Raw genomic sequence first — 20,550 nt, 5'->3', positions numbered from 1 at the left:
ACACCCGCCTTCGTGGCCTGATGGTGGTCGTCATCGTGGACGGTCAGCGCCCTGACCGCCCCTGACTGAGGTGTCGGCCGCCCGTGGCACCCTAGGGCCATGAGCGACACCGGCGTCCCGCCCCTCGTGCTCGTGAGCGGTCCCGAGGAGGTCCTCGTCGAGCGGGCGGTGGCCTCCTTCGTCGCGGCCGCGCGCTCGGTCGACGCAGAGGTGGTCCGCCTCGACGCTGCCACCTACGAGGGTGGGCAGCTGCGCGTGCACGCCAGCCCCTCGCTCTTCGGCGGCGCCACGTGCATCGTCGTGCGCGACGTGCACGACGCGCCCGACGAGCTCCAGCTCGACCTGCTCGACCTGCTCGCGGCGCCCGAGCCGGAGGTCAGCCTCGTCGTCGCCCACGGGGGAGGACCCCGCGCCAAGAAGGTCCTCGACACGATGAAGAAGCAGGGAGCCCGGGTCGTCGAGTGCCCGGCCGTCAAGTCCGACCGCGACAAGTCCGACTTCGTCACCAAGGAGTTCGCGGCCGCCCGCCGTCGCATCACGGGCGAGGCCGTGCGGGCGCTCGTCGAGGCCGTCGGCAAGGACGTGCGCGAGCTGGCAGCCGCCTGCGCCCAGCTCGTCTCCGACACCGAGGGCACGGTCGACGACAGCGTCGTCGACACGTACTACGGGGGCAAGGTCGAGGCCACCGGCTTCCGCGTGGCCGATGCCGCCGTGGCCGGGCAGGCCGGGGAGGCGCTGCGGCTGCTGCGTCACGCCATCGCCAGCGGGGTCGACCCCGTGCCCATCGTCGCGGTCATCGCCTCGCAGCTGCGCCAGCTCGTCAAGGTGGGCGCGGCCGGGCGGGGCAGCTCCGCGCAGCTGGCCAAGAGCCTCGGGATGGCGCCGTGGCAGGTCGACAAGGCGCGTCGGGTGGTCGGCCACTGGAGTGCGGACGGCCTGGCCACCGCGATCCTGGCGGTCGCCGCGGCGGACCACGAGGTCAAGGGCGGTGGCCGCGACCCCGTCTACGCCGTCGAGCGCGCGATCCTGACGATCGCCGGTGCCCGCGGCGGACGCTGAGCGGTCCTCGTCGCGACGGGGTCGGGGCACGGTGGCCGACGGGCTCGCCGACGACCCGGGGCGGCCCGCCGACGTGCCCCCGACCAGCCCCTGACCAGCCCCTGACCAGCCCATCCGGGGTTGCGGCGCCGGTTTGGAGGGGGCGTGCGGCGCTGGTACCTTTGGTCCTTGCGTGCGCGCTCAGGTCGTGCGCGCATGCAGGCTCCACCCAGAGCCGTTCACGCAGGGTGCCCCACGCCCGGTCCCGAACGGCTTTGCCGCCCTCTAACGGCAGAATCCGACCGAACGAAAGAACATCTCGTGGCAAACATCAAGTCGCAGCTCAAGCGGATCAAGACGAACGAGAAGCGCACCGAGCGCAACAAGGCCGTCAAGTCCGAGCTTCGCACGTGGGTCCGCAAGTTCCGCGAGGCTGCTGCCTCCGGTGACAAGGACGCCGCCGACGCCGCCCTCAAGGCCGCCAGCCGCAAGCTGGACAAGGCCGTGAGCAAGGGCGTCATCCACCAGAACCAGGCCGCCAACCGCAAGTCGGCCATGGCCAAGAAGGCCGCGTCCCTCTGACGCTCGGCCGCCTTGCCTGAACGGGCCCGTCACCCTCGGTGACGGGCCCGTTTCCTGTTCAGAGCCGCCGCTCAGCCGAGGTGCGCCCGCACGGCGGCGACAACCTCCTCGTAGCGCTCGCGCGGCAGGACCGCGCCCTCGCGCCGCACGGCGTCCGGGTCCACCCGGACGAGGCGGTTGACGCGCACCTCGCTCGGGCGACGCCGTCCGTCCCAGGCGCCGGTGCCGATATCGACCCACTCACGCCCGGCCCGGCGTTCCTGCTCCTCGTCGAGGTCGTGGTCCCTGCTCGTCAGCTGGAGGCCGACGAGCCAGCGGCCCTCCCGGCCGATGAGCAGGACGGGCCGGTCCTTGCCCTCGCGGTGGTCCTCCTCGAACGGCACCCACGTCCACACGATCTCGCCCGGGTCGGGACGGCCGTCGGGCCGCGGGGCGTAGGTCGTGTCGGGCAGCTGCGTCGCATCGCCCGGGTAGTCGCCGGGCGCCGCGACCGTCCGGGCGCCGGGGGCCCCTGGCCGTCGCGTCGTGCTGGGCGTCGTGCTGGACGTCGTGCTGGGCGTGCGGGACGGGACGGACGGGGCGGATCCCGACGCCCGGGACGGGCCGCGCAGGAGGTGGAGGAGGCGACGGACGACGCCGGCGGGTCGAGCGGACATGGGAATCACCGTAGCCACGGCGCCGTTACCGTGTGGGTCAGAGCCCGGGTCGACGGCGATCCGCACGAGCCACACGCACCAGCCGACCGCACCTACCCCCGGAGTCGTCCTTGAGCCCCGCCCGTCGCCGCACCGCCCTTGCCATCCTCGCGCTGTCCGTGGGCGGCTTCGCCATCGGCACGACCGAGTTCGTGACCATGGGCCTGCTGCCCCAGATCGCCGCGGGCACCGCCGTCGACATCGCGACCGCCGGTCACTACGTGTCGGCCTACGCGCTCGGCGTCGTCGTCGGCGCTCCGCTCATCGCCGTCATCGCGGCCAAGGCGCCGCGCAAGGGCCTGCTCATGGGTCTCATGGCCTTCTTCGCCGTCGCCCACCTGGCCGTCGTCGTCGCGAACACCTACCCGACCGTCATGGCCGCCCGGTTCCTCGCCGGCATGCCGCACGGCGCGTTCTTCGGCATCGGATCGGTCGTCGCGGCGTCACTGGTCTCGCACGAACGTCGCACCGCAGCGGTGGCGACCATCCTGGGCGGGCTCGGCGTGGCCAACGTCGTCGGCGTGCCGCTCGCGACCGTCCTCGGCCAGCGGCTCTCGTGGCACGCGCCCTACCTGGCGGTCGGGATCATCGCGGCGGTCACGGTCGTGGCGGTCGGCCTGTTCCTGCCGCGGCAGAGCTCGAGCGGTGAGGAGTCGATGCGTCGTGAGCTGAGGGCCCTGACCCGGCTGCAGGTCTGGCTGGCCCTCCTCGTCGGCGTCGTGGGCTTCGGCGGCATGTTCGCCATGTACTCCTTCATCACCCCGACGATGACCGACCTCGCCGGACTGGACGAGCGCCACATCCCCTGGGTCCTCGCTGCGTACGGGACCGGCATGGTCGTCGGCATGGCTCTGTCCGGGCGCGTTGGGAAGCAGTTCGGGGTCCTGCGCGGCATCGTCGTGTCCCTGTCGCTCATCGCCGTGCTGCTGGCCGCCTTCGGTCCGGCCGCCCACGTCCTGTGGCTCGCGGTGAGCATGGTGTTCCTCCTCGGGCTGCTGCCCTCGGTGCTCGTACCGCTGCTGCAGACCCGGCTCATGGACGTCGCGCACGAGGGACAGTCGCTCGCCGCGGCGCTCAACCACTCGACGCTCAACACCGCGAACGCGCTGGGGGCCTGGCTCGGGTCGGTCGTCCTCGCGGCCGGGTTCGGCTACGGCGCCCCGAGCCTCGTCGGCGCGGTACTGGCGGTCCTCGGCGTCGGCATCGCCGCGACGTCCCTCGTCCTGGAGCGGCGCCCGACGGCCGGCGCGCGCACCGGGACGCCGGATGCGCCGCCCAGGTGGGACGCGTCGGACACCTCGGACGGCCCGGTCACCGCGTCGACGCGCTGACGCCGGCGCTGACCGTCCGCGCTCTGCCGGCGCGGCGAGGTCACTCGAGCCAGTCGGTGACGAAGTGGTCGTTCGCGTGGATGTGGACGCCCTCGTAGCCGCCGGGGCCGGTGCGGAACCGGTGCGGCGTGTCGCCGGCACGACGAGCACCTGACCGGCGCGACCGACGACCTCGCGAGCGTCCGCCCCGGAGCCGATGGTGAAGGTCGCCGACCCGCGCCGGATGACGAACGTCTCGGCGTAGGGGTGCTGCTGCAGCCGGCGGCCACGCACGGCCACGTCGATCGGCGGCGGCGCTGCTCGACATCGTCCCGCCGATCAGGCGTCCCCGCTCGGCGGGCGGGCGCCCAGGGGTGCTCGGGAGTGTGCGGCGGGTGCGCGGGCACGCGTCCGGACGTGGGAGACTGGGACGATGCCGGCCCCGGCCGAGCACGACCGTCCACCCGCCGCCCACCTCGCGAGGTTCGCCCCACCGTGTCGCCCATGGCCCGCTCCGCGTTGGCCCCCAACGCAACGCCGCCGGACCTGATCCGCAACTTCTGCATCATCGCGCACATCGACCACGGCAAGTCGACCCTCGCCGACCGGATGCTCCAGCTGACCGGGGTCGTCGACGCGCGGGCGATGCGCGCCCAGTACCTCGACCGCATGGACATCGAGCGGGAGCGCGGCATCACGATCAAGAGCCAGGCCGTGCGCATGCCGTGGGAGGTCGGCGGGCAGACCTACGCGCTCAACATGATCGACACCCCCGGTCACGTCGACTTCACGTACGAGGTGTCGCGCAGCCTGGCTGCCTGCGAGGGCGCGGTGCTCCTCGTCGACGCGGCCCAGGGCATCGAGGCCCAGACCCTCGCGAACCTCTACCTGGCGATGGAGAACGACCTCACCATCATCCCGGTCCTCAACAAGATCGACCTGCCCGCGGCCCAGCCGGAGAAGTACGCCGAGGAGCTCGCCAAGCTCATCGGTGGCGACCCGGAGGACTGCCTCAAGGTGTCCGGCAAGACCGGGGAGGGCGTCGAGGCGCTCCTCGACGAGATCGTCACCCAGCTCCCGGCCCCGACCGGTGACGCGTCGGCGCCGGCCCGCGCGATGATCTTCGACTCCGTCTACGACACCTACCGCGGCGTCGTCACCTACGTCCGGGTCGTCGACGGCAACCTCAACCCGCGCGAGCGCATCGTCATGATGTCGACCCGGGCCACCCACGAGCTGCTCGAGATCGGCGTCATCAGCCCGGAGCCGGTGCCCGGCAAGGGGCTCGGGGTGGGCGAGGTCGGCTACCTCATCACCGGCGTCAAGGACGTCCGCCAGTCCCGCGTCGGCGACACCGTGACGAACGCAAGCAAGCCCGCCACGCAGAGCCTCGGCGGCTACCGCGACCCCAAGCCGATGGTCTTCTCCGGGCTGTACCCGATCGACGGATCGGACTACCCGGACCTGCGCGACGCCCTCGACCGGCTCAAGCTCAACGACGCGGCGCTCGTCTACGAGCCGGAGACGTCGGCCGCCCTCGGCTTCGGCTTCCGCTGCGGCTTCCTCGGGCTGCTTCACCTCGAGATCGTCCGCGAGCGGCTCGAGCGGGAGTTCAACCTCGACCTCATCTCGACCCAGCCCAACGTCGTCTACGACGTGACGATGGACGACGGCAAGCAGATCCACGTCACCAACCCGAGCGAGTTCCCCGAGGGCAAGATCGCCGAGGTCAGCGAGCCGGTCGTGCGCGCCACGATCCTCGCTCCGAGCGAGTTCGTCGGGGCCATCATGGAGCTGTGCCAGCAGAAGCGCGGCGCGCTCCGGGGGATGGACTACCTGTCCGAGGACCGGGTCGAGATGCGGTACACGCTGCCGCTCGCGGAGATCGTCTTCGACTTCTTCGACCAGCTGAAGTCGCGCACCCGCGGCTACGCCTCGCTCGACTACGAGCCCGACGGGGAGCAGGTGGCCGATCTCGTCAAGGTGCAGATCCTGCTCCAGGGCGAGAGCGTCGACGCGTTCAGCGCCATCGTCCACAAGGACAAGGCCTACTCGTACGGCGTCATGATGGCCGGCAAGCTCAAGGACCTCATCCCGCGCCAGCAGTTCGAGGTGCCGATCCAGGCCGCGATCGGCTCGCGCATCATCGCCCGCGAGAACATCCGCGCCATCCGCAAGGACGTCCTCGCCAAGTGCTACGGCGGCGACATCAGCCGCAAGCGCAAGCTGCTCGAGAAGCAGAAGGAGGGCAAGAAGCGGATGAAGATGGTCGGCCGGGTCGAGGTCCCGCAGGAGGCCTTCATCGCAGCCCTGTCGAGCGACGGCGCGGGGGACAAGCCGAAGAAGTAGCCGGGGCGGCGCCCGTCAGTCCTCGAGCAGCCTGGCCCGCAGCCGCTCGGTGTCGGGGGCGGTCCACCCCTGGGCCTCGAGCCAGCCGAGGGCGCCGCCGTACCGCACCTGCAGCGCCTCGAGGAGCAGGCGCATCGTGTCGGTGGTCGGTGACTGCTGCGCGACGGTCTTGTCCCGCAGGTTGTCGGCATACGCCTGCTTGGCGCGCAGTCGGTCCATGATCGCCGCGACGCGCTCGGCCGAGGCGGCGTAGTCGGCGACGACGAGGTCGGCCGGCACGCCGACCACGGTGAGAGCGAGCCCGACGACGGTGCCGGTGCGGTCCTTGCCCGCTGCACAGTGCACGATCGAGGCCCCGTCGCTGCCGGCCACGGCCCGCAGGGCCGCGACGACCGAGTCGGGCCGCTGGACCAGGTAGGACAGGTAGTGCTCCGACCAGAACGCGTCGTGGCTGCGCCGGCGGGCCTCCTCCTGCTCGGCCTCCGCCGCGCTCGCGATCCCGGCCCCGGCGCGCTCCGCGGCCTCTCGCCGCGCGGTGTCGCGGGCCCGTCGCTCGTCGGTCTCCCACGGCAGGGCACGCTCGGCGGCCGGGATGCCCGACTCGGACGTGTCCTCGCGGTAGAGCGTGAAGTGGTGGTAGCGGATGGCCGGTTCGGCGAGCAGCGGGCCCTCGCCCTCCTTGGCCACCTCCACATGGGTGCGAAGGTCGACGACGTCGCGGACACCGACGACGTCGACGAGGTGGCGCACCGAGGGCGCCGGCAGGTCCTGGAGGTTGTCGGACCGGATGAGTCGTCGGGGGCGGACGCTGCCGCCGTCGGTGGTCGGCATCCCGCCGAGGTCGCGCATGTTGACGACGCCGTCGATCTCGATCCAGTTGGGCCGGTACACGCTCTCGACCCTACGGGACGGCCGCGCGGCCACGAGAAACCGGTTGCACCGCCCCCGGCACCCTCGGATATCTTGACGTCGAGATAAACCGGGACGAGGGGTGGGATGATGGCGACGGCAGGGGTGGCGGCAGAACCGTTGACACGCAAGGGGATTCCGGTCGACCGCGACCTCCGCATCCTTGCCGCCGGGTCGTTCGCCAACCGGTTCGGCGCCGGGGCGGTGATGACGACGAGCGCCCTGTACTTCACGCGTCAGGTCGGCTTCACCGCCACGGAGGTGGCCCTGGCGATGTCGGTGGCCGCGGTCGTGGGCATCGTCGTGCAGGTGCCCGCCGGGCACCTCGGCGACGTCCGGGGCCCGCGCCGGGTGCTCACCGTCCTCATGGCCGGGGCCGCGGTCTTCAGCGCGCCGCCGGCGTTCGCGCGCACGCCGTTGACCCTCGCGGTGCTCCTCGGCGTGCTCACCCTCTTCGAGCGGGGCGCCGGCGCCGTCAACCAGGGCGTCGTCGCCCAGCTCGCCACCGGGGGCCGCGGCGTCCTCTTCAAGGCGTACCTGCGCGCGGTGACGAACACGGCGCTCGGCCTGGGCTCGGTCCTCGGCGGCGCCGCGCTCGTCGTCGACCGTCCCTGGGCCTACGTGTCGGTCTTCGTCCTCAACGCCGTCTTCACCGCCGTCGCCGCCTGGAACACGACGCGTCTGCCGGACCTGCCGCCCTACGCCCGCGGCGCCGACGAGCCTCGCCTGGCGGTGCTGCGCGACTGGCCCTTCGTCGTCGTCACGGTCCTCACCGGCCTGTTCTCGTTGCACTTCTTCGTCATGGAGCTCGGCCTGGCGCTGTTCATCTCCCAGCGCACCACGGCCCCACCGGTCATGGTCGCCGTGCTGCTCGTCATCAACACCGCGGCGGTGGCGCTCTTCCAGGTGCGCCTGTCGCGGCGTGCGGACTCCGTCGAGGCGGGCTCCCGCGCCCTGGTCCGCGGCGCATGCTGGATCGCGGGCGGCTTCGCCGTCGTGGCGCTGGCCGACCGGGGTCCGGCCTGGTTCGCTGTCGCGGCCCTCGTCGTGGGAGCGCTCGTGCACGTCGTCGGCGAGATGATCGGCTCCGGCGGGCAGTGGGGTCTGCAGATGGGTCTCGCGCCGCACGAGCGCCAGGGCCAGTACCAGGGCTTCGCCGGCCTGGGGTTCAGCGTCCTGTCCGTGGTGGGGCCACCCGTCGTGACGTACTTCTGCGTCACGCTGGGCCAGACCGGGTGGCTGCTGCTCGCCGGGTTCATGCTCCTCGTCGGGGCGGCGTCGGTGCCGGCCTCGCGGTGGGCCCTCGCCAGCAGGGCGCGGTACGGCGTCACGACGCACTCGGGCTGACGGCCTCCCCGGCCGCGTGACCGGCCCCATGCTTTGATGTGCCCGTGCAGTGGATGCGTGTGCTCGGCCGGCGAGGGTCCCGGGCCTCGGGAACGGAGGCCCCGCAGGTGGGCGACGCGATGCCGGCCGGCACGACGCCGACCGGATCGACGGCGGCCGACGCGACGCTCGCGGACGCGACGCCTGCCGACGCGACGCCGGCCCCGACGGAGGCCGTCGAGGAGCGGGCCTGGGCGCCTCCCACGGCCCGCGACCTGCTCACCCTCGCCGACGAGGAGGCGTGGTCGGTCAACCGGCCGCACTACGAGGCCCTCCAGCTCGTCCTCCAGGCCGTGTCGCGCCGGCCCGGCGGTCGGGTCGTCGTCACCGGCGCCGCCGACGTGGAGGCCTGGTCCTCCGTCCTCGAGCGGGCCTGGCCCGACCTCACGGTGCACCGCGTCCACGTCGATGACGAACCCTCCGCGGTGCACGTGCGGCTCACCGTGGCGGGGCCGTTCGACGTCGTCGTGGACGCGTCCGACACGTCCGCCGTCGAGCAGGCCCGCCTCTTCCAGCGCGTCTTCATGCACCTGGACAAGGGCGGCTGGTACGTCGCCCGTCGACTCGTGCCCGGTGGCGACGCGGCCGAGCCGGCGCAGAGGTCCGAGCGCTTCGAGCGTGGCCGGGACGCCCTGCCCAACGAGAACATCCCCGAGGAACCCCCGTACGAGGGCGACCTCTGGTCGCTCGTCGCCGAGGCCCAGGCGGCGCGCACCCGTGACCTCGTCGACGACCTGTCGAAGGGGTGGGAGCGGCGCGACGTCTTCGGGCTCGCGGGATGTCTCGCGGAGGTCCACGTGCACAGCAAGGTGCTCCGCCTCGTCAACAGCACGCGCGTCGCGCCGAAGCTGCGCGAGGAGGAGGTCGACGCGGTTCTCGCGGCGCGACCCGAGCTGGGGGAGCGGCTTGCGTCCCTCCCCTCGGTGACGTGGAGCGCCACCAACGAGTACGTCGTCAACCGCGCCGGCGACCCGTACGTCCAGACCGAGTTCCGCGTGCCCGAGATGGTGCTGCGCCGCTACGACGAGGCCGTCTGCGCGCGTGGGCAGATCGTCACCCGGGACCACCTGCTCTACCCGGAGTCGTTCCGGCAGAACTGGATGACGCGGATGGCCAACATCTACGTCATCGAGAAGTTCCCGCGGTTCGGGGTCGTGCGCCGCGACGTCAGCAGCCCCGACCCGCTTCCCGGCGCCTGGTTCCACCTCGACTCGGAGTGGCCGGGGCACTTCGGCCACCTGCTCACCGAGCAGGTGAGCCGGCTGTGGGCCTTCGAGCAGGTGCGTGCGGTCGAGCCGGAGGCCAAGGTCCTCCTGACCCTCCAGCACGACCGGGAGCCGATGGCGCTGCAGCCGTTCGAGAACGAGGTCCTCGGTGCCTTCGGCATCACGGCCGAGGACGTCCACGTCTTCACGACCACGTGCCGGCCCGAGCGCCTCTACACGGCGACGGGCATGTTCTCCCTGCCACGCTTCGTCCACCCGGACATCGCGCGCCTGTGGGACCGCGTCGGCGACCACCTCGTCCGCGACGCGGACGACCGTCCCCGTGCAGAGCGGCTGTTCGTGTCGCGCAGGCCCGCGCTCAAGAGGTCCTGCCACAACGTGGCCCAGGTCGAGGAGCTTTTCAGGGCAAGGGGATTCGAGGTCATGTACCCCGAGGACCACGCCCTGTGCGAGCAGGTGTCGCGCTTCCGTGCCGCCCGCACCGTCGCGGGCTTCGCCGGCAGCGGCCTGTTCTCCCTCATGTTCTGCCGCGACGCCAAGGACGTCGTCGTCCTCGGGCCCGACGCCTACACGGCCCGGAACGAGAACCTCATCGCGGCCGTCCGCGGCCACCGGGTCACCGCAGTGCGCAGCCGCTCCGACGTCGAGCACCCGGAGGGCTGGTGGACCCAGCAGGCGTTCGCCTCGGGGTTCACCTTCGACGTCGAGGACGAGGGGCGCTTCCTCGCCGAGCAGCTCGACCGCATCGAGGCGCGTCGATCCTGACCGTCCGGGCCGGTGCGAGAATGACCGGATGCCGCCCTCAGCCCTGCCCGACGGCGACCCCGCTCCGCCGACCGGCGAGCTGCCGGCGTCCGCCCTCACCTCGCTCGCCTCGACCGACCTCGGCGTCTACGTCCACGTACCGTTCTGCTCGGTCCGCTGCGGCTACTGCGACTTCAACACCTACACGCTCACCGAGCTCGGCGGTCCCGGGGCCTCCATCGGCCTGGACTCCTATGCCGATGCCGCGACGCGCGAGCTCGACCTCGCGGCGGGCGTCCTCGGCCCGGACGCGCCGCCGGTGTCGACGGTCTTCGTCGGCGGCGGCACCCCCACGATGCTGCGCAGCCGCGACCTCGTCCGCCTCCTCGCCGGCATCCGCGACCGGTTCGGCCTGGCCGCGGACGCCGAGGTGACGACCGAGGCCAACCCCGACTCGGTGACGCCCGAGTCGCTCGCCGAGCTCGCCGCCGGCGGTTTCACGCGCGTCTCCGTCGGCATGCAGTCGGCGGTTCCCCACGTGCTGCGCACCCTCGACCGCACCCACGACCCCGTCAACGTGGCCCGCGCGGTGGCGGGGGCGCGGGCGGCCGGGCTGCAGGTCAGCGTCGACCTCATCTACGGCACGCCGGGGGAGTCCCTCGACGACTGGCGCACGAGCCTGGAGACCGCCGTGGCCCTCGAGCCGGACCACGTCTCGGCCTACGCCCTGGTCGTCGAGGAGGGCACGCGGCTGGCTGCGCAGGTCCGTCGCGGCGTCGTCCCGGCCCCAGAGGACGACGACGAGGCCGACAAGTACGAGCTGGCCGACGAGCTGCTCTCGGCCGCCGGGTTCGGCTGGTACGAGGTGAGCAACTGGGCCCGCGACGAGCAGCACCGCTGCCGCCACAACATCGCCTACTGGGCCGGCACGAACTGGTGGGGCATCGGCCCCGGGGCCCACAGCCACGTCCGTGGCGTCCGGTGGTGGAACGTCAAGCACCCGAGCGCCTACGCCCAGCGGCTCGCCACCGGGCAGTCGCCCGCCGCGGCCCGCGAGGTCCTCGACGACGAGCAGCGGCATGACGAGCGTGTGCTCCTCGGCACACGTCTCGTCGAGGGACTGCCCGTGGCGGACCTGCGAGGATCGGGACGCGCCGCCGTGGCCGGGCTCGTCGCCGACGGGCTCGTCGACGGCGTCGCGGCGGTCTCCCGGGGACGCGTCGTGCTGACGCGGCGCGGGCGGCTGCTCGCCGACACCGTCGTGCACCGGCTGCTCGCGGCCTGAGCGTCGACGCCGGGACCCGGACCGCACGACAGGTCACCGACCGACGACCCGACGACCCACGAGGATGGACCCCATGACGCAGACCGCGCCCACCGACCGCGCCCCGTCCGACCCCGGCGCCCCGGCCGGGGGAGCGGACGTGCGCGGGGTCGTCGCATCGGCCCGGGCGGCCTTCCGCAGCGGTCGGACCAAGCCGTACGCCTGGCGGGTCGAGCAGCTGCGGGCCCTACGGGCGATGATCGTGGACCACGAGGACGAGCTCGCGGACGCCCTACGCCAGGACCTGGCCAAGAACCCGACGGAGGCCTGGGTCACCGAGCTCGGGTTCGTCGTCGAGGAGATCGACCACACGTTGCGGCACCTGCGCTCGTGGCTGCGGCCGCGCCGCGTGCCCGTGCCGCTCTCGGTCATGCCCGGCCGCGCCCGGGTCGTGCGAGAGCCGCTCGGCGTCGTCCTCGTCATCGCGCCCTGGAACTACCCGGTGCAGCTGCTGCTCGCCCCGCTCGTCGGTGTGCTCGCGGCGGGGAACGCGGCCGTGCTCAAGCCGAGCGAGGTGGCGCCGGCCACCTCGCGGGTGCTCGCCCGGCTGCTGCCCCGCCACCTCGACGCGTCGGCCGTGCACGTCGTCGAGGGCGGGGTCCCGGAGACGACCGCCCTGCTGGCCGAGCGCTTCGACCACATCTTCTACACCGGCAACGGCTCCGTCGGCCGCATCGTCCTCGAGGCGGCGGCCCGGCACCTCACACCGGTGACGCTCGAGCTCGGCGGCAAGTCGCCGACCTACGTCCACGAGGACGCCGACCTGCTCGTCGCGGCCCGACGCATCGTCTGGGGGAAGTTCACGAACGCGGGGCAGACGTGCGTCGCCCCGGACTACGTCCTCGGCACCCGGGCCACGCTCGACGCGCTCGTGCCCAGGCTCGCCGACGCGCTCCGGGAGTCCTTCGGGACCGACCCAGCGAGGTCCGCGGAGTACGGCCGCATCGTCGACGACCGGCACTTCGCGCGGCTCCACGCGCTGGTCGACACCGAGCGGGTCGTCCTGGGCGGGGAGTCCGACGCCGGCAGCCGCTACCTGGCCCCGACGGTCCTCGACGGCGTCTGCCTCGACGACCCGGTCATGCAGGAGGAGATCTTCGGGCCGGTGCTGCCCCTCGTCGAGGTCTCGGGCCTCGACGAGGCGATCGAGGTGATCACCGAGCGCGACAAGCCGCTCGCGCTCTACGTCTTCACCGCCGACGCGGACGTGCGCCGACGCTTCGTGCGCGAGACGTCGTCCGGCGCCCTCGGTGTCAACCTGCCGCTCGCGCACATGGCGGTCCACGGGCTGCCCTTCGGCGGGGTCGGCGCGAGCGGCAACGGCGCGTACCACGGTGAGCGGTCCGTCGAGCTCTTCTCGCATGCCAAGGCCGTGCTCGAGACCCCGACGACGCCCGACACGACCGCCGTCGTCCGCCCACCTTTCACGCCGTTCAAGCAGCGCGTCATCGACCGTGTCGTCGCGCGGGGGCGCCGCCACCGCCGGCCCTGACGTCGGCCGCCGTCTAGCACGCGACGGTCCGGAACGCGTGCATTCCGGCCCGCGTGTCGCGTGGGAATTCTGGGATTTGTGAGACGCGGTGAGTCCTGTGTCCTAGATTGCGTGGAGCATGACGGCGAGGACGGGAGACCCGGTGGCGGCGACGACACGACCCCTGCGCCCGTGGCGTCGACGCGTGGCCGTCCTCGTCGCGGCGCTCGCGACGACCCTGACGAGCGTCGGGCTGGCGGCCCCGGCCCGCTCGGCCGAGTGGATCGTCCTCTGCACGGGCTACGACCCCTGCGCGGCCGCCGGGTACCCGAACGCCGGCTACAAGGAGAACGCCGCGACGAGCTGGTGGCGCCAGTCCACCGGCCACAACTGCACCAACTACGTCGCCTACCGGCTCGTGCAGAACGGGTTGCCGAACACGAAGCCGGCGAGCCTGAGCGGTAACGCCTCGAACTGGGGCCCCTCGTTCCCCGCGCAGACGAACACGAGCCCGGCCGTCGGGTCGGTCGCGTGGTGGGACACGTCGTACTCCTCGACCGGCCACGTCGCCTACGTCGAGCAGGTCCTGTCGGCCTCGGACATCATCGTCTCCGAGGACAACTGGGGCGGGGACTTCCGCTGGCGCCGGATGACGCTCACCGGTGGACGATGGCCCAAGGGCTTCATCCACCTCAAGGACCAGGGTCCCACGGTGGCCACCGACACCCGTGCCTGGCAGGTCTCCGCGCCGGCCAGGCTGCTCGACACCCGCACCGGGGTCGGCGCTCCCGTGGCCAAGGTGCAGGCGGGCAAGGCGGTCACGGTCCAGGTCACCGGCCGTGCGGGCGTCCCCGCGACCGGCGTCGACGCCGTCCTGCTCAACGTCAACACCACCGCCCCGGGCGCCGCCGGCTACCTCACGGCGCACGCCGACGGCACGACCCAGCCCGGCTCCCGGGCGGTCTCGTACGCCGCAGGAGGGGTGACGACCACCCTCGTGCTGAGCAAGGTCGGCACCGACGGCCGTGTCCGGCTCTACACGTCGGCGACCACGGACCTGTCGGCCGACCTCGTCGGGTGGTCGCCCACGGGGGGCTACGTCTCCGGAGGCGCCCCGACGCGGGTCCTCGACACCCGCACCGGCCTCGGCGCCCCCAAGGCCCGGCTGGCCGCCGGCGGCACGCTGACGCTGCCGCTCGCGGGCAAGGCCGGGATCCCGGCGACCGGGGCCGCCGCGGTGCTGCTCGACGTGTCCGCCGCGACCCCGACGACCGCCGGATGGCTCACCACGTGGCCCGCCGGCACGACGCGCCCTGCCGCGCCCCAGCTGCGGTACGAGGCCGCCGGCGCCGCCACGGGTCTCGTCGAGGCACGCCTCGGCACCAACGGTGCGGTGACGATCCACTCCACCGCCCAGACCGACGTCCTCGTCGACGTCGTGGGCTGGCTGCCGACCGGGGCCGACCAGGTGGCGCTCGGGCCGACGCGCATCCTGGACAGCCAGACCGGCCTCGGCTACCCCGTCGGACGGGTCGCGGCAGGGCAGGCACCCCTCGTACCCGTCGTCGGCAAGGCCGGCGTCCCCGCCTCCGGCGTCCGGGCGGCGCTCCTGACCGTCACCGTCGCGTCACCGACCGCGGCCGGGTACGTCACCGCCTATCCGAGCGGCTCGGCCGAGACGCCCTATGCGACGGTCAAGTTCGCGTCGGGCCGGACCGTGACCAACACCGTCCTCGTGCCGGTCGGACTCGACGGCTCGGTGCGGGTCAAGACCTCCGCGGCCGCCTACCTCAAGGTCGACGTCCAGGGTTACCTGCGCTGGTGACGCGGGGGCCCGGGAGCCGGCGCGGCCGCGTCAGGCGCCGGGTTCCGTGACGAAGTCGATGAGCTCCTCCACGCTGGCGAGCAGCGCCGGCTCGAGGTCGGCGTAGCTGCGTACCGTGCCGAGGATGCGTTTCCAGGCGTTGGCGATGTCGGCCTGCGTCGAGTGGGCCCAGCCCAGCTCGGCACAGATGCCGTGCTTCCACGACGTGCCCCGCGGGATGACCGGCCACTGCTGCCAGCCGAGCCGTTCCGGCCGCACCGACTGCCACACGTCGACGTACGGGTGGCCGAGGACCTTGACGTGCCCGGACAGCCCCGGTAGCGACCGGGCCTGCTCGACGATGCGCGCCTCCTTGGTGCCCGGCACGAGGTGGTCGACGAGCACCCCGAGCCGTCGCCCGGGCCCGGGCCGGAACTCGGCGATGATCGCGGCGAGGTCGTCCACCCCGTCCATGAGCTCCACGACCACGCCCTCGACCCGCAGGTCGTCACCCCACACCTTCTCCACGAGCTCGGCGTCGTGGCGCCCCTCCACGTAGATCCGCGACCCGCTCGCGACCCGGGCGCGCGCGCCCTGCACGGCCACCGACCCGCTCGCGGTGCGCGCGGTGGCGCGGCGGGCGTCGGCGAGGGCGGCCGTCGCGGCGGCCGTCGGGGGCGTCAACGTGACCGGGCGTCCGTCGACGAGGAACCCCGGACCGAGCGGGAAGCCCTTGGTCCGGCCGCGCCGGTCCTCGAGGTGCACGACGTGCATGCCGCCCGCCTTCTCGACGCGGACGACGGCGCCCACCCAGCCGGTCTCCACCTCCTCGACGACGAGATCCGGTTCGGCGGGCATCGGCGTCGAGCGACCACCGCGGGGAGCACGCCAGTCGCCGCCGAGGACGTCGGAGCCGTATCGGTCGATCGGGGGGAGGGGGCACACGGCGTCCGAGGCTAGGCCCTCCGGCCGCCGGATGCCGCCCGGCGCGCCGCTCCGGGCGGCATACGGTGGGACGGAGGTTCGGCGGTTGGTCCGACTCGACGTAGAATTGGCACTCGTTCGCCGAGAGTGCCAAGGGTCCGAGGGCTCATCGCCGGGGCCTGCTGACGAGGCGGACGCGACGGGACGAGACCGGACGAGACCGACGAGACCACCGAGACGCGAGGAGGTCGGATGAGCGAGGAGCGCAAGCTCATGGTGCTGCGCGCCATCGTCCAGGACTACGTCCAGACGTCCGAGCCCGTCGGCAGCAAGGCGCTCGTCGACCGGCACCACCTCGGCGTCAGCGCCGCCACCGTGCGCAACGACATGGCCCAGCTCGAGGAGGAGGGCCTGATCCACGCGCCGCACACATCGGCCGGACGCGTGCCCACCGACGCCGGCTACCGCCTGTTCGTCGACCGGCTCAGCGCTATCAAGCCCCTCGGCGCGGGCGAGCGGCGCGCCATCACGCAGTTCCTCGAGGGCGCCGTGGACCTCGACGACGTCGTCGACCGCACCGTCCGCCTCCTCGCCGGCCTGACCCGCCAGGTCGCCGTCATGCAGTACCCGTCGCTGACGCGCTCGACGGTGCGCCACGTCGAGCTCGTGCCCGTCGGTGCGACGCACGTCATGGCCGTGCTCATCGTCAACACCGGACGCGTCGAGCAGCGCGTCGTCGACGCCGGTCGCCCGCTGGCGGACGCCGACGGCGAGGTCTTCGTGGCGGCCCTGCGCACGCGCATCAACGAGGTGTCCGCCGGTGTGCCGTTCACCGTCGCCGCGACGCAGCTGCGCCGGCTCGTCGAGGAGGCCGCGGACACCGACCGCGAGGCGACCGAAGCGGTCGTGTCCGCCCTGACCGACCTGCTCGCCGAGGAGCGCGAGGAGCGCGTCGTCCTCGCCGGCCAGGCCAACCTCGCGCGCGCGGGCTCGGACTTCGCCCGCACCATCGGCCCGATCCTCGAGGCCCTCGAGGAGCACGTGACCCTGCTGCGCCTGCTCGGCCAGCTCGGCGACGACCCCGAGCTCGTGTCGGTCCGGATCGGCTCGGAGAACCCGGTCTCCGGCCTCCAGACCACCTCGCTGGTCTCGATGGGGTACGGGTCGGGCACCGAGCGCATCGCGAGCCTCGGCGTCCTCGGCCCCACCCGGATGGACTACCCGACCACCATGGCGTCCGTGCGGGCCGTGGCGCGCTACGTGTCCGAGATCCTCGACGACAACCGCTCCACCTGACCCGACCACGACCGACCCTGACCCGAGCCCGAGCGACCCCACACCCCACGCCACCCCACGACCCGACGACCGCACCCACGGAACCGAAGGAACACCCGCTTGAACGACTACTACGCCGTCCTCGACGTCTCCCGCGACGCGAGCCAGGAGGAGATCAAGAAGGCGTACCGCAGGCTCGCGCGCCGGCTGCACCCCGACGTCAACCCCGGGCCGGAGGCCGAGGAGGAGTTCAAACGGGTCTCGCAGGCCTACGACGTCCTGTCCGACCCGCAGAAGCGCCGCCAGTTCGACATGGGCTCGGACCCCTTCGCCACCGGTGGGGGCGCCGGCTACGGCGCCGGGGCGGGGTTCTCCTTCAGCGACGTCATGGACGCGTTCTTCGGCGCCGGTGCGACCGGTGCCCGCGGTCCCCGTCCGCGGGTCCAGCGCGGGCAGGACGCCCTCGTACGCCTCGACATCGACCTCGCCAAGGCCGTCTTCGGGTCCGAGGAGGAGCTCGCCCTCGACACCGCGGTCGGCTGCAGCCGCTGCGGTGGTGACGGCGCCGAGCCGGGGACCGGCCGGCAGTCCTGCCCGATCTGCCACGGTGCCGGCGAGATCCAGCAGGTGCAGCGCAGCTTCCTCGGCCAGGTCATGACCTCGCGCCCCTGCGTCAACTGCCAGGGCTTCGGCTCGACCCTGACCGACCCGTGCCACGACTGCTCCGGCGACGGCCGGGTCCGCACCCGTCGCACGCTCAAGCTCAAGGTGCCGGCCGGCGTCGACACCGGCACGCGCATCCAGCTGACCGGCGAGGGCGAGGTCGGCCCCGGCAACGGCCCCCGCGCCGACCTCTACGTCGAGGTCCGCGTGCTCAACCACGACGCGTACACCCGGCGCGGGGACGACCTGCACTGCAGCGTCGAGCTGCCCATGGCGGCGGCGGCGCTCGGGACGACGATCAAGCTGTCGACCTTCGACGGCATGCAGGACCTCGAGATCAAGGCCGGCACCCAGAGCGGTGACGTCCTCACCCTCCGCGGCCTCGGCGTCACCCACCTGCGCCACGGCGGACGCGGCGACCTGCTCGTCCACGCCACGGTCCAGACCCCGACGAAGCTGACCGAGGAGCAGCAGGACCTCCTGCGGCAGTTCGCCGCACTCCGCGGCGAGGAGCGCCCCGAGGGCCGGCTCGCGCCCGTCAACAAGGGCCTCTTCGGCAAGCTGCGCGACGCGTTCAAGGAGAAGTGACCGGAGGCGCGGCCCCGTCCTGCTGCGGCAGGATGGCGCAGTGACGCACCAGCTCTTCCTCGGCGACCCCGACGCGGTGGCCCGTGCCGCGGCCGGCTCGACGCTCGTCCTCACCGGCGACGAGGGCCGGCACGCGGCGACCGTCGTGCGCCTCCGGGCGGGGGAGCGGTGCTACGTCGCCGACGGCCGCGGCCGGCGCGCCCTGCTCGAGGTGACGCACGTCGACCGGTCGGAGGTGGCCGGCACCGTCGTCGAGGTCGTCGACGAGCCCGCGCCGGACCCGCGCCTGGTCCTCGTCCAGGCGCTCGCCAAGGGGGACCGCGACGAGCAGGCGATCGAGGCGGCCACCGAGCTCGGCGTCGACGAGGTGGTGCCGTGGCAGGCCGAACGGTCGGTCGTCGTCTGGCGCGGGGACCGCGCCGCCAAGTCGCAGGCCAAGTGGGCCGCGGTCGTCGCCCGGGCCACCAAGCAGTCCCGGCGCGCCCGCATCCCGGTGACCGCCGGGCACGTCGGTCTGTCCGGACTCGTCGCGCGGGCCCGGGCGTCGGCCCTCGTCCTCGTGCTCCACGAGGACGCCACCGAACCGCTCGCGTGCGTCGACCTGCCGGACGGCGGGGACGTGCTCGTCGTCGTGGGCCCCGAGGGCGGCATCACCGGCCGCGAGCTGGACGCGCTGGTCGACGCCGGGGCGAGGCCGGTACGGCTGGGGCCGACGATCCTGCGCTCGTCGTCGGCCGGCCCGGCCGCCCTCGCCGTCCTCCTCGCGCGGTCCCGCTGGCGCTGAGTCACCGGGACGTTCTTGGCCTCTCGACGTAAGGCAGGCCGCCGAACGTGGCGTCTCGACGGTCAGCGGACGGTGAACGGGATGCGCTGCTCGGCGTCGGGCGACCCGTCCTTGGGACTCGACTCGAGGACGCGCACGACGTAGTCGCCCGCCGGCACGGCCTTGGTGCGGAACGAGTACGACCCGCGCTGCGGCGCCCCCGCGTCCGCCGTCGTGCTGCCTGTGGCGACGACCGCGCCTCCACGGAGCAGCTGCCACTCGACGTTGGCCTCGAAGGTGCTCGCGACGCCCTTGACGGTGATCGGCTGACCGGCCTTGACCGTGTCGCCGCGAGCGGGCTCGTCGACCCACAGCGGGGCGAGGGTGTCGTACACGCCCATGGCGTCGCCCGGGCGCTGGTGCGCTTGGCCCGAGGGCATCCCCGGCGCGACGTCGCCGCCGCCCTCCACGACGAGGACGACCGGCTTGGTGCCCTGGCCGACGCCGGCCTGAGCCGTCCAGACGAGCTGCTGCACGGCGAGGTCGGCCAACGCCGCCGACCCGCTCGGCAGGCCCCCGGACAGCGTCACGACGATCCGGCCGGAGCCGTCGAGCGTCACCGACACCGGGCTCACGCCGGCCCACGGTGAGATGTACGCCGACGACGAGGGCGCCTTGCCCATGGCGAGCTTCAGCGCCGCGAGCGCGCGCGCCTCGGGCCCGGTGGGCGTCGTGACGGAGGTGCGGACGAACTCACGGAAGAGCCGCGGCGGGTGGTACTGCAAGGTGTCGGTGAGGATGATCGGGCCGACGTAGTAGACCGGGACGCTCGCGCGGGTGGTGACCGGTGGTGCCGGCTGGGACGTCGGTCCCTGCGCAGTCTGGGTCGGGATGCTCGACGGCTGCGACGCGGAGGGGGTGCTGCGCTGCGTCGGCGCGGTGGTCGAGGCGATGGCCGTCGGGGGTGGCCCCGCCACGGGCGGCGTCCGGTCGGCGCCACGCACCGCGGCCCAGACGCCCCCGGCGACGAGGACGGCGGCCGCGGCGGCCGCGACCGGGACGAGCCAGCGGTGCGGGCGACCGGGACGGTTCGGGCCCCCGGCGCCGGCCGCGCGGGCGGTCTCGCCGTGCGCCTCGGCGAGGATCGCCCCGAGCCGGTCGTGCGGCGTGATGGTGCGCGACTCGGTCGCCAGGCCGCGGCGCAGCCGGTCCTCCACGGGGCGGAGCGCGGCCCCGATCGCGACGGCGTCCTCGGCCCCGGAGGTGCGAGCGCGCCCGGACGGGTCGCCGGACGGGTCGCGTGCGGGGTCACCGGGACGACGGTTCGGGTCGGTGTTCATGACGGCTCCGTGGGGTCGATGGTGCGGCGCAGCGCGCTCAGCCCGCGGTGGGCGTGCGTCTTGACGGCGCCGGCGGAGATCTCGAGGGCCCGGGCGATCTGCGCCTCGGACAGGTCGGCGTAGTAGCGCAGCACGAGGACCTCGCGCTGCCGCTCGGGC

Annotated in this window: 17 protein-coding genes; 12 read left to right on the top strand and 5 right to left on the bottom strand. The window is 73.4% G+C overall.

From position 1 onward, the window contains the following. The first annotated feature begins 99 nt into the window (after nucleotides 1-99). Both holA and rpsT read left to right on the top strand, forming a co-directional pair. Nucleotides 100-1,059: a DNA polymerase III subunit delta gene (gene holA, locus ACR9ZK_RS09445; protein ID WP_481341641.1), complete on the top strand. Its 960-nt coding sequence runs from the start codon at nucleotides 100-102 to the stop codon at nucleotides 1,057-1,059. Between the two features lie 300 nt (nucleotides 1,060-1,359). Next, nucleotides 1,360-1,620, top strand: coding sequence for a 30S ribosomal protein S20 (gene rpsT, locus ACR9ZK_RS09440; protein ID WP_076261025.1), 261 nt, complete (start codon nucleotides 1,360-1,362; stop codon nucleotides 1,618-1,620). A gap of 71 nt (nucleotides 1,621-1,691) precedes the next feature. On the opposite strand, the gene ACR9ZK_RS09435 is transcribed toward rpsT, so the two are convergent. Beyond that, nucleotides 1,692-2,276 carry a type II toxin-antitoxin system PemK/MazF family toxin gene (locus ACR9ZK_RS09435; protein WP_481341640.1) on the bottom strand — a complete coding sequence of 195 codons (585 nt, stop codon included), beginning with the start codon at nucleotides 2,274-2,276 and terminating at the stop codon, nucleotides 1,692-1,694. A 110-nt stretch (nucleotides 2,277-2,386) separates the two neighbouring features. Between ACR9ZK_RS09435 and ACR9ZK_RS09430 the strand changes: the two genes are divergently transcribed. Both ACR9ZK_RS09430 and lepA read left to right on the top strand, forming a co-directional pair. Further along, on the top strand, nucleotides 2,387-3,646 hold the full coding sequence (locus tag ACR9ZK_RS09430) for an MFS transporter (protein WP_481341639.1): 1,260 nt from the start codon (nucleotides 2,387-2,389) through the stop codon (nucleotides 3,644-3,646). A gap of 483 nt (nucleotides 3,647-4,129) precedes the next feature. Then, entirely contained in the window at nucleotides 4,130-5,974 is a 1,845-nt protein-coding gene (gene lepA / locus ACR9ZK_RS09425) for a translation elongation factor 4 (protein WP_481341638.1), read from the top strand. A 15-nt stretch (nucleotides 5,975-5,989) separates the two neighbouring features. On the opposite strand, the gene ACR9ZK_RS09420 is transcribed toward lepA, so the two are convergent. Next, entirely contained in the window at nucleotides 5,990-6,865 is an 876-nt protein-coding gene (locus ACR9ZK_RS09420; RefSeq protein ID WP_481341637.1) for a tyrosine-protein phosphatase, read from the bottom strand. A 108-nt stretch (nucleotides 6,866-6,973) separates the two neighbouring features. Between ACR9ZK_RS09420 and ACR9ZK_RS09415 the strand changes: the two genes are divergently transcribed. The 5 genes from ACR9ZK_RS09415 to ACR9ZK_RS09395 all read left to right on the top strand — a co-directional run bounded on the left by ACR9ZK_RS09415 (nucleotide 6,974) and on the right by ACR9ZK_RS09395 (nucleotide 14,859). Beyond that, nucleotides 6,974-8,230 (top strand): MFS transporter, encoded by a 1,257-nt coding sequence (locus tag ACR9ZK_RS09415; protein WP_481341636.1) that lies wholly within the window; start codon nucleotides 6,974-6,976, stop codon nucleotides 8,228-8,230. 53 nt (nucleotides 8,231-8,283) lie between these two features. Beyond that, the gene (locus tag ACR9ZK_RS09410) at nucleotides 8,284-10,260 is read left to right on the top strand and encodes a glycosyltransferase family 61 protein (protein WP_481341649.1); all 1,977 of its coding nucleotides are present in this window, start codon (nucleotides 8,284-8,286) and stop codon (nucleotides 10,258-10,260) included. Nucleotides 10,261-10,288: 28 nt separating this feature from the next. Next, nucleotides 10,289-11,524 (top strand): radical SAM family heme chaperone HemW, encoded by a 1,236-nt coding sequence (hemW, locus tag ACR9ZK_RS09405; RefSeq protein WP_481341635.1) that lies wholly within the window; start codon nucleotides 10,289-10,291, stop codon nucleotides 11,522-11,524. Between the two features lie 73 nt (nucleotides 11,525-11,597). Beyond that, on the top strand, nucleotides 11,598-13,055 hold the full coding sequence (locus ACR9ZK_RS09400; RefSeq protein ID WP_481341634.1) for an aldehyde dehydrogenase family protein: 1,458 nt from the start codon (nucleotides 11,598-11,600) through the stop codon (nucleotides 13,053-13,055). A gap of 118 nt (nucleotides 13,056-13,173) precedes the next feature. After that, the gene (locus tag ACR9ZK_RS09395) at nucleotides 13,174-14,859 is read left to right on the top strand and encodes a CHAP domain-containing protein (RefSeq protein WP_481341633.1); all 1,686 of its coding nucleotides are present in this window, start codon (nucleotides 13,174-13,176) and stop codon (nucleotides 14,857-14,859) included. 30 nt (nucleotides 14,860-14,889) lie between these two features. Here ACR9ZK_RS09395 and ACR9ZK_RS09390 read toward each other — a convergent pair whose 3' ends face one another. Next, entirely contained in the window at nucleotides 14,890-15,783 is an 894-nt protein-coding gene (locus tag ACR9ZK_RS09390) for a DUF3097 domain-containing protein (RefSeq protein ID WP_481341632.1), read from the bottom strand. A gap of 231 nt (nucleotides 15,784-16,014) precedes the next feature. Between ACR9ZK_RS09390 and hrcA the strand changes: the two genes are divergently transcribed. From hrcA to ACR9ZK_RS09375, 3 genes are all read left to right on the top strand, one after another. Next, nucleotides 16,015-17,058, top strand: coding sequence for a heat-inducible transcriptional repressor HrcA (gene hrcA / locus ACR9ZK_RS09385; protein WP_481341631.1), 1,044 nt, complete (start codon nucleotides 16,015-16,017; stop codon nucleotides 17,056-17,058). A 99-nt stretch (nucleotides 17,059-17,157) separates the two neighbouring features. Continuing rightward, on the top strand, nucleotides 17,158-18,288 hold the full coding sequence (gene dnaJ / locus ACR9ZK_RS09380) for a molecular chaperone DnaJ (protein ID WP_481341630.1): 1,131 nt from the start codon (nucleotides 17,158-17,160) through the stop codon (nucleotides 18,286-18,288). 40 nt (nucleotides 18,289-18,328) lie between these two features. Further along, nucleotides 18,329-19,072 carry a 16S rRNA (uracil(1498)-N(3))-methyltransferase gene (locus tag ACR9ZK_RS09375; RefSeq protein ID WP_481341629.1) on the top strand — a complete coding sequence of 248 codons (744 nt, stop codon included), beginning with the start codon at nucleotides 18,329-18,331 and terminating at the stop codon, nucleotides 19,070-19,072. A gap of 62 nt (nucleotides 19,073-19,134) precedes the next feature. Here ACR9ZK_RS09375 and ACR9ZK_RS09370 read toward each other — a convergent pair whose 3' ends face one another. Together ACR9ZK_RS09370 and ACR9ZK_RS09365 are read right to left on the bottom strand one after the other, a co-directional pair. After that, complete coding sequence (locus ACR9ZK_RS09370; protein WP_481341628.1) at nucleotides 19,135-20,391, bottom strand: Gmad2 immunoglobulin-like domain-containing protein; 1,257 nt, start codon at nucleotides 20,389-20,391, stop codon at nucleotides 19,135-19,137. After that, nucleotides 20,388-20,550, bottom strand: a 163-nt coding sequence (locus tag ACR9ZK_RS09365) for a sigma factor-like helix-turn-helix DNA-binding protein (protein ID WP_481341648.1), incomplete at its 5' end; no start/stop codon positions are given. The genes ACR9ZK_RS09365 and ACR9ZK_RS09370, both read right to left, overlap by 4 nt.

The organism is Monashia sp. HAY1-5C, assembly GCF_056755255.1.
The sequence above is the reverse complement of the archived record's forward strand: the minus strand, read 5'-3'. Positions and strand labels throughout refer to the sequence as shown.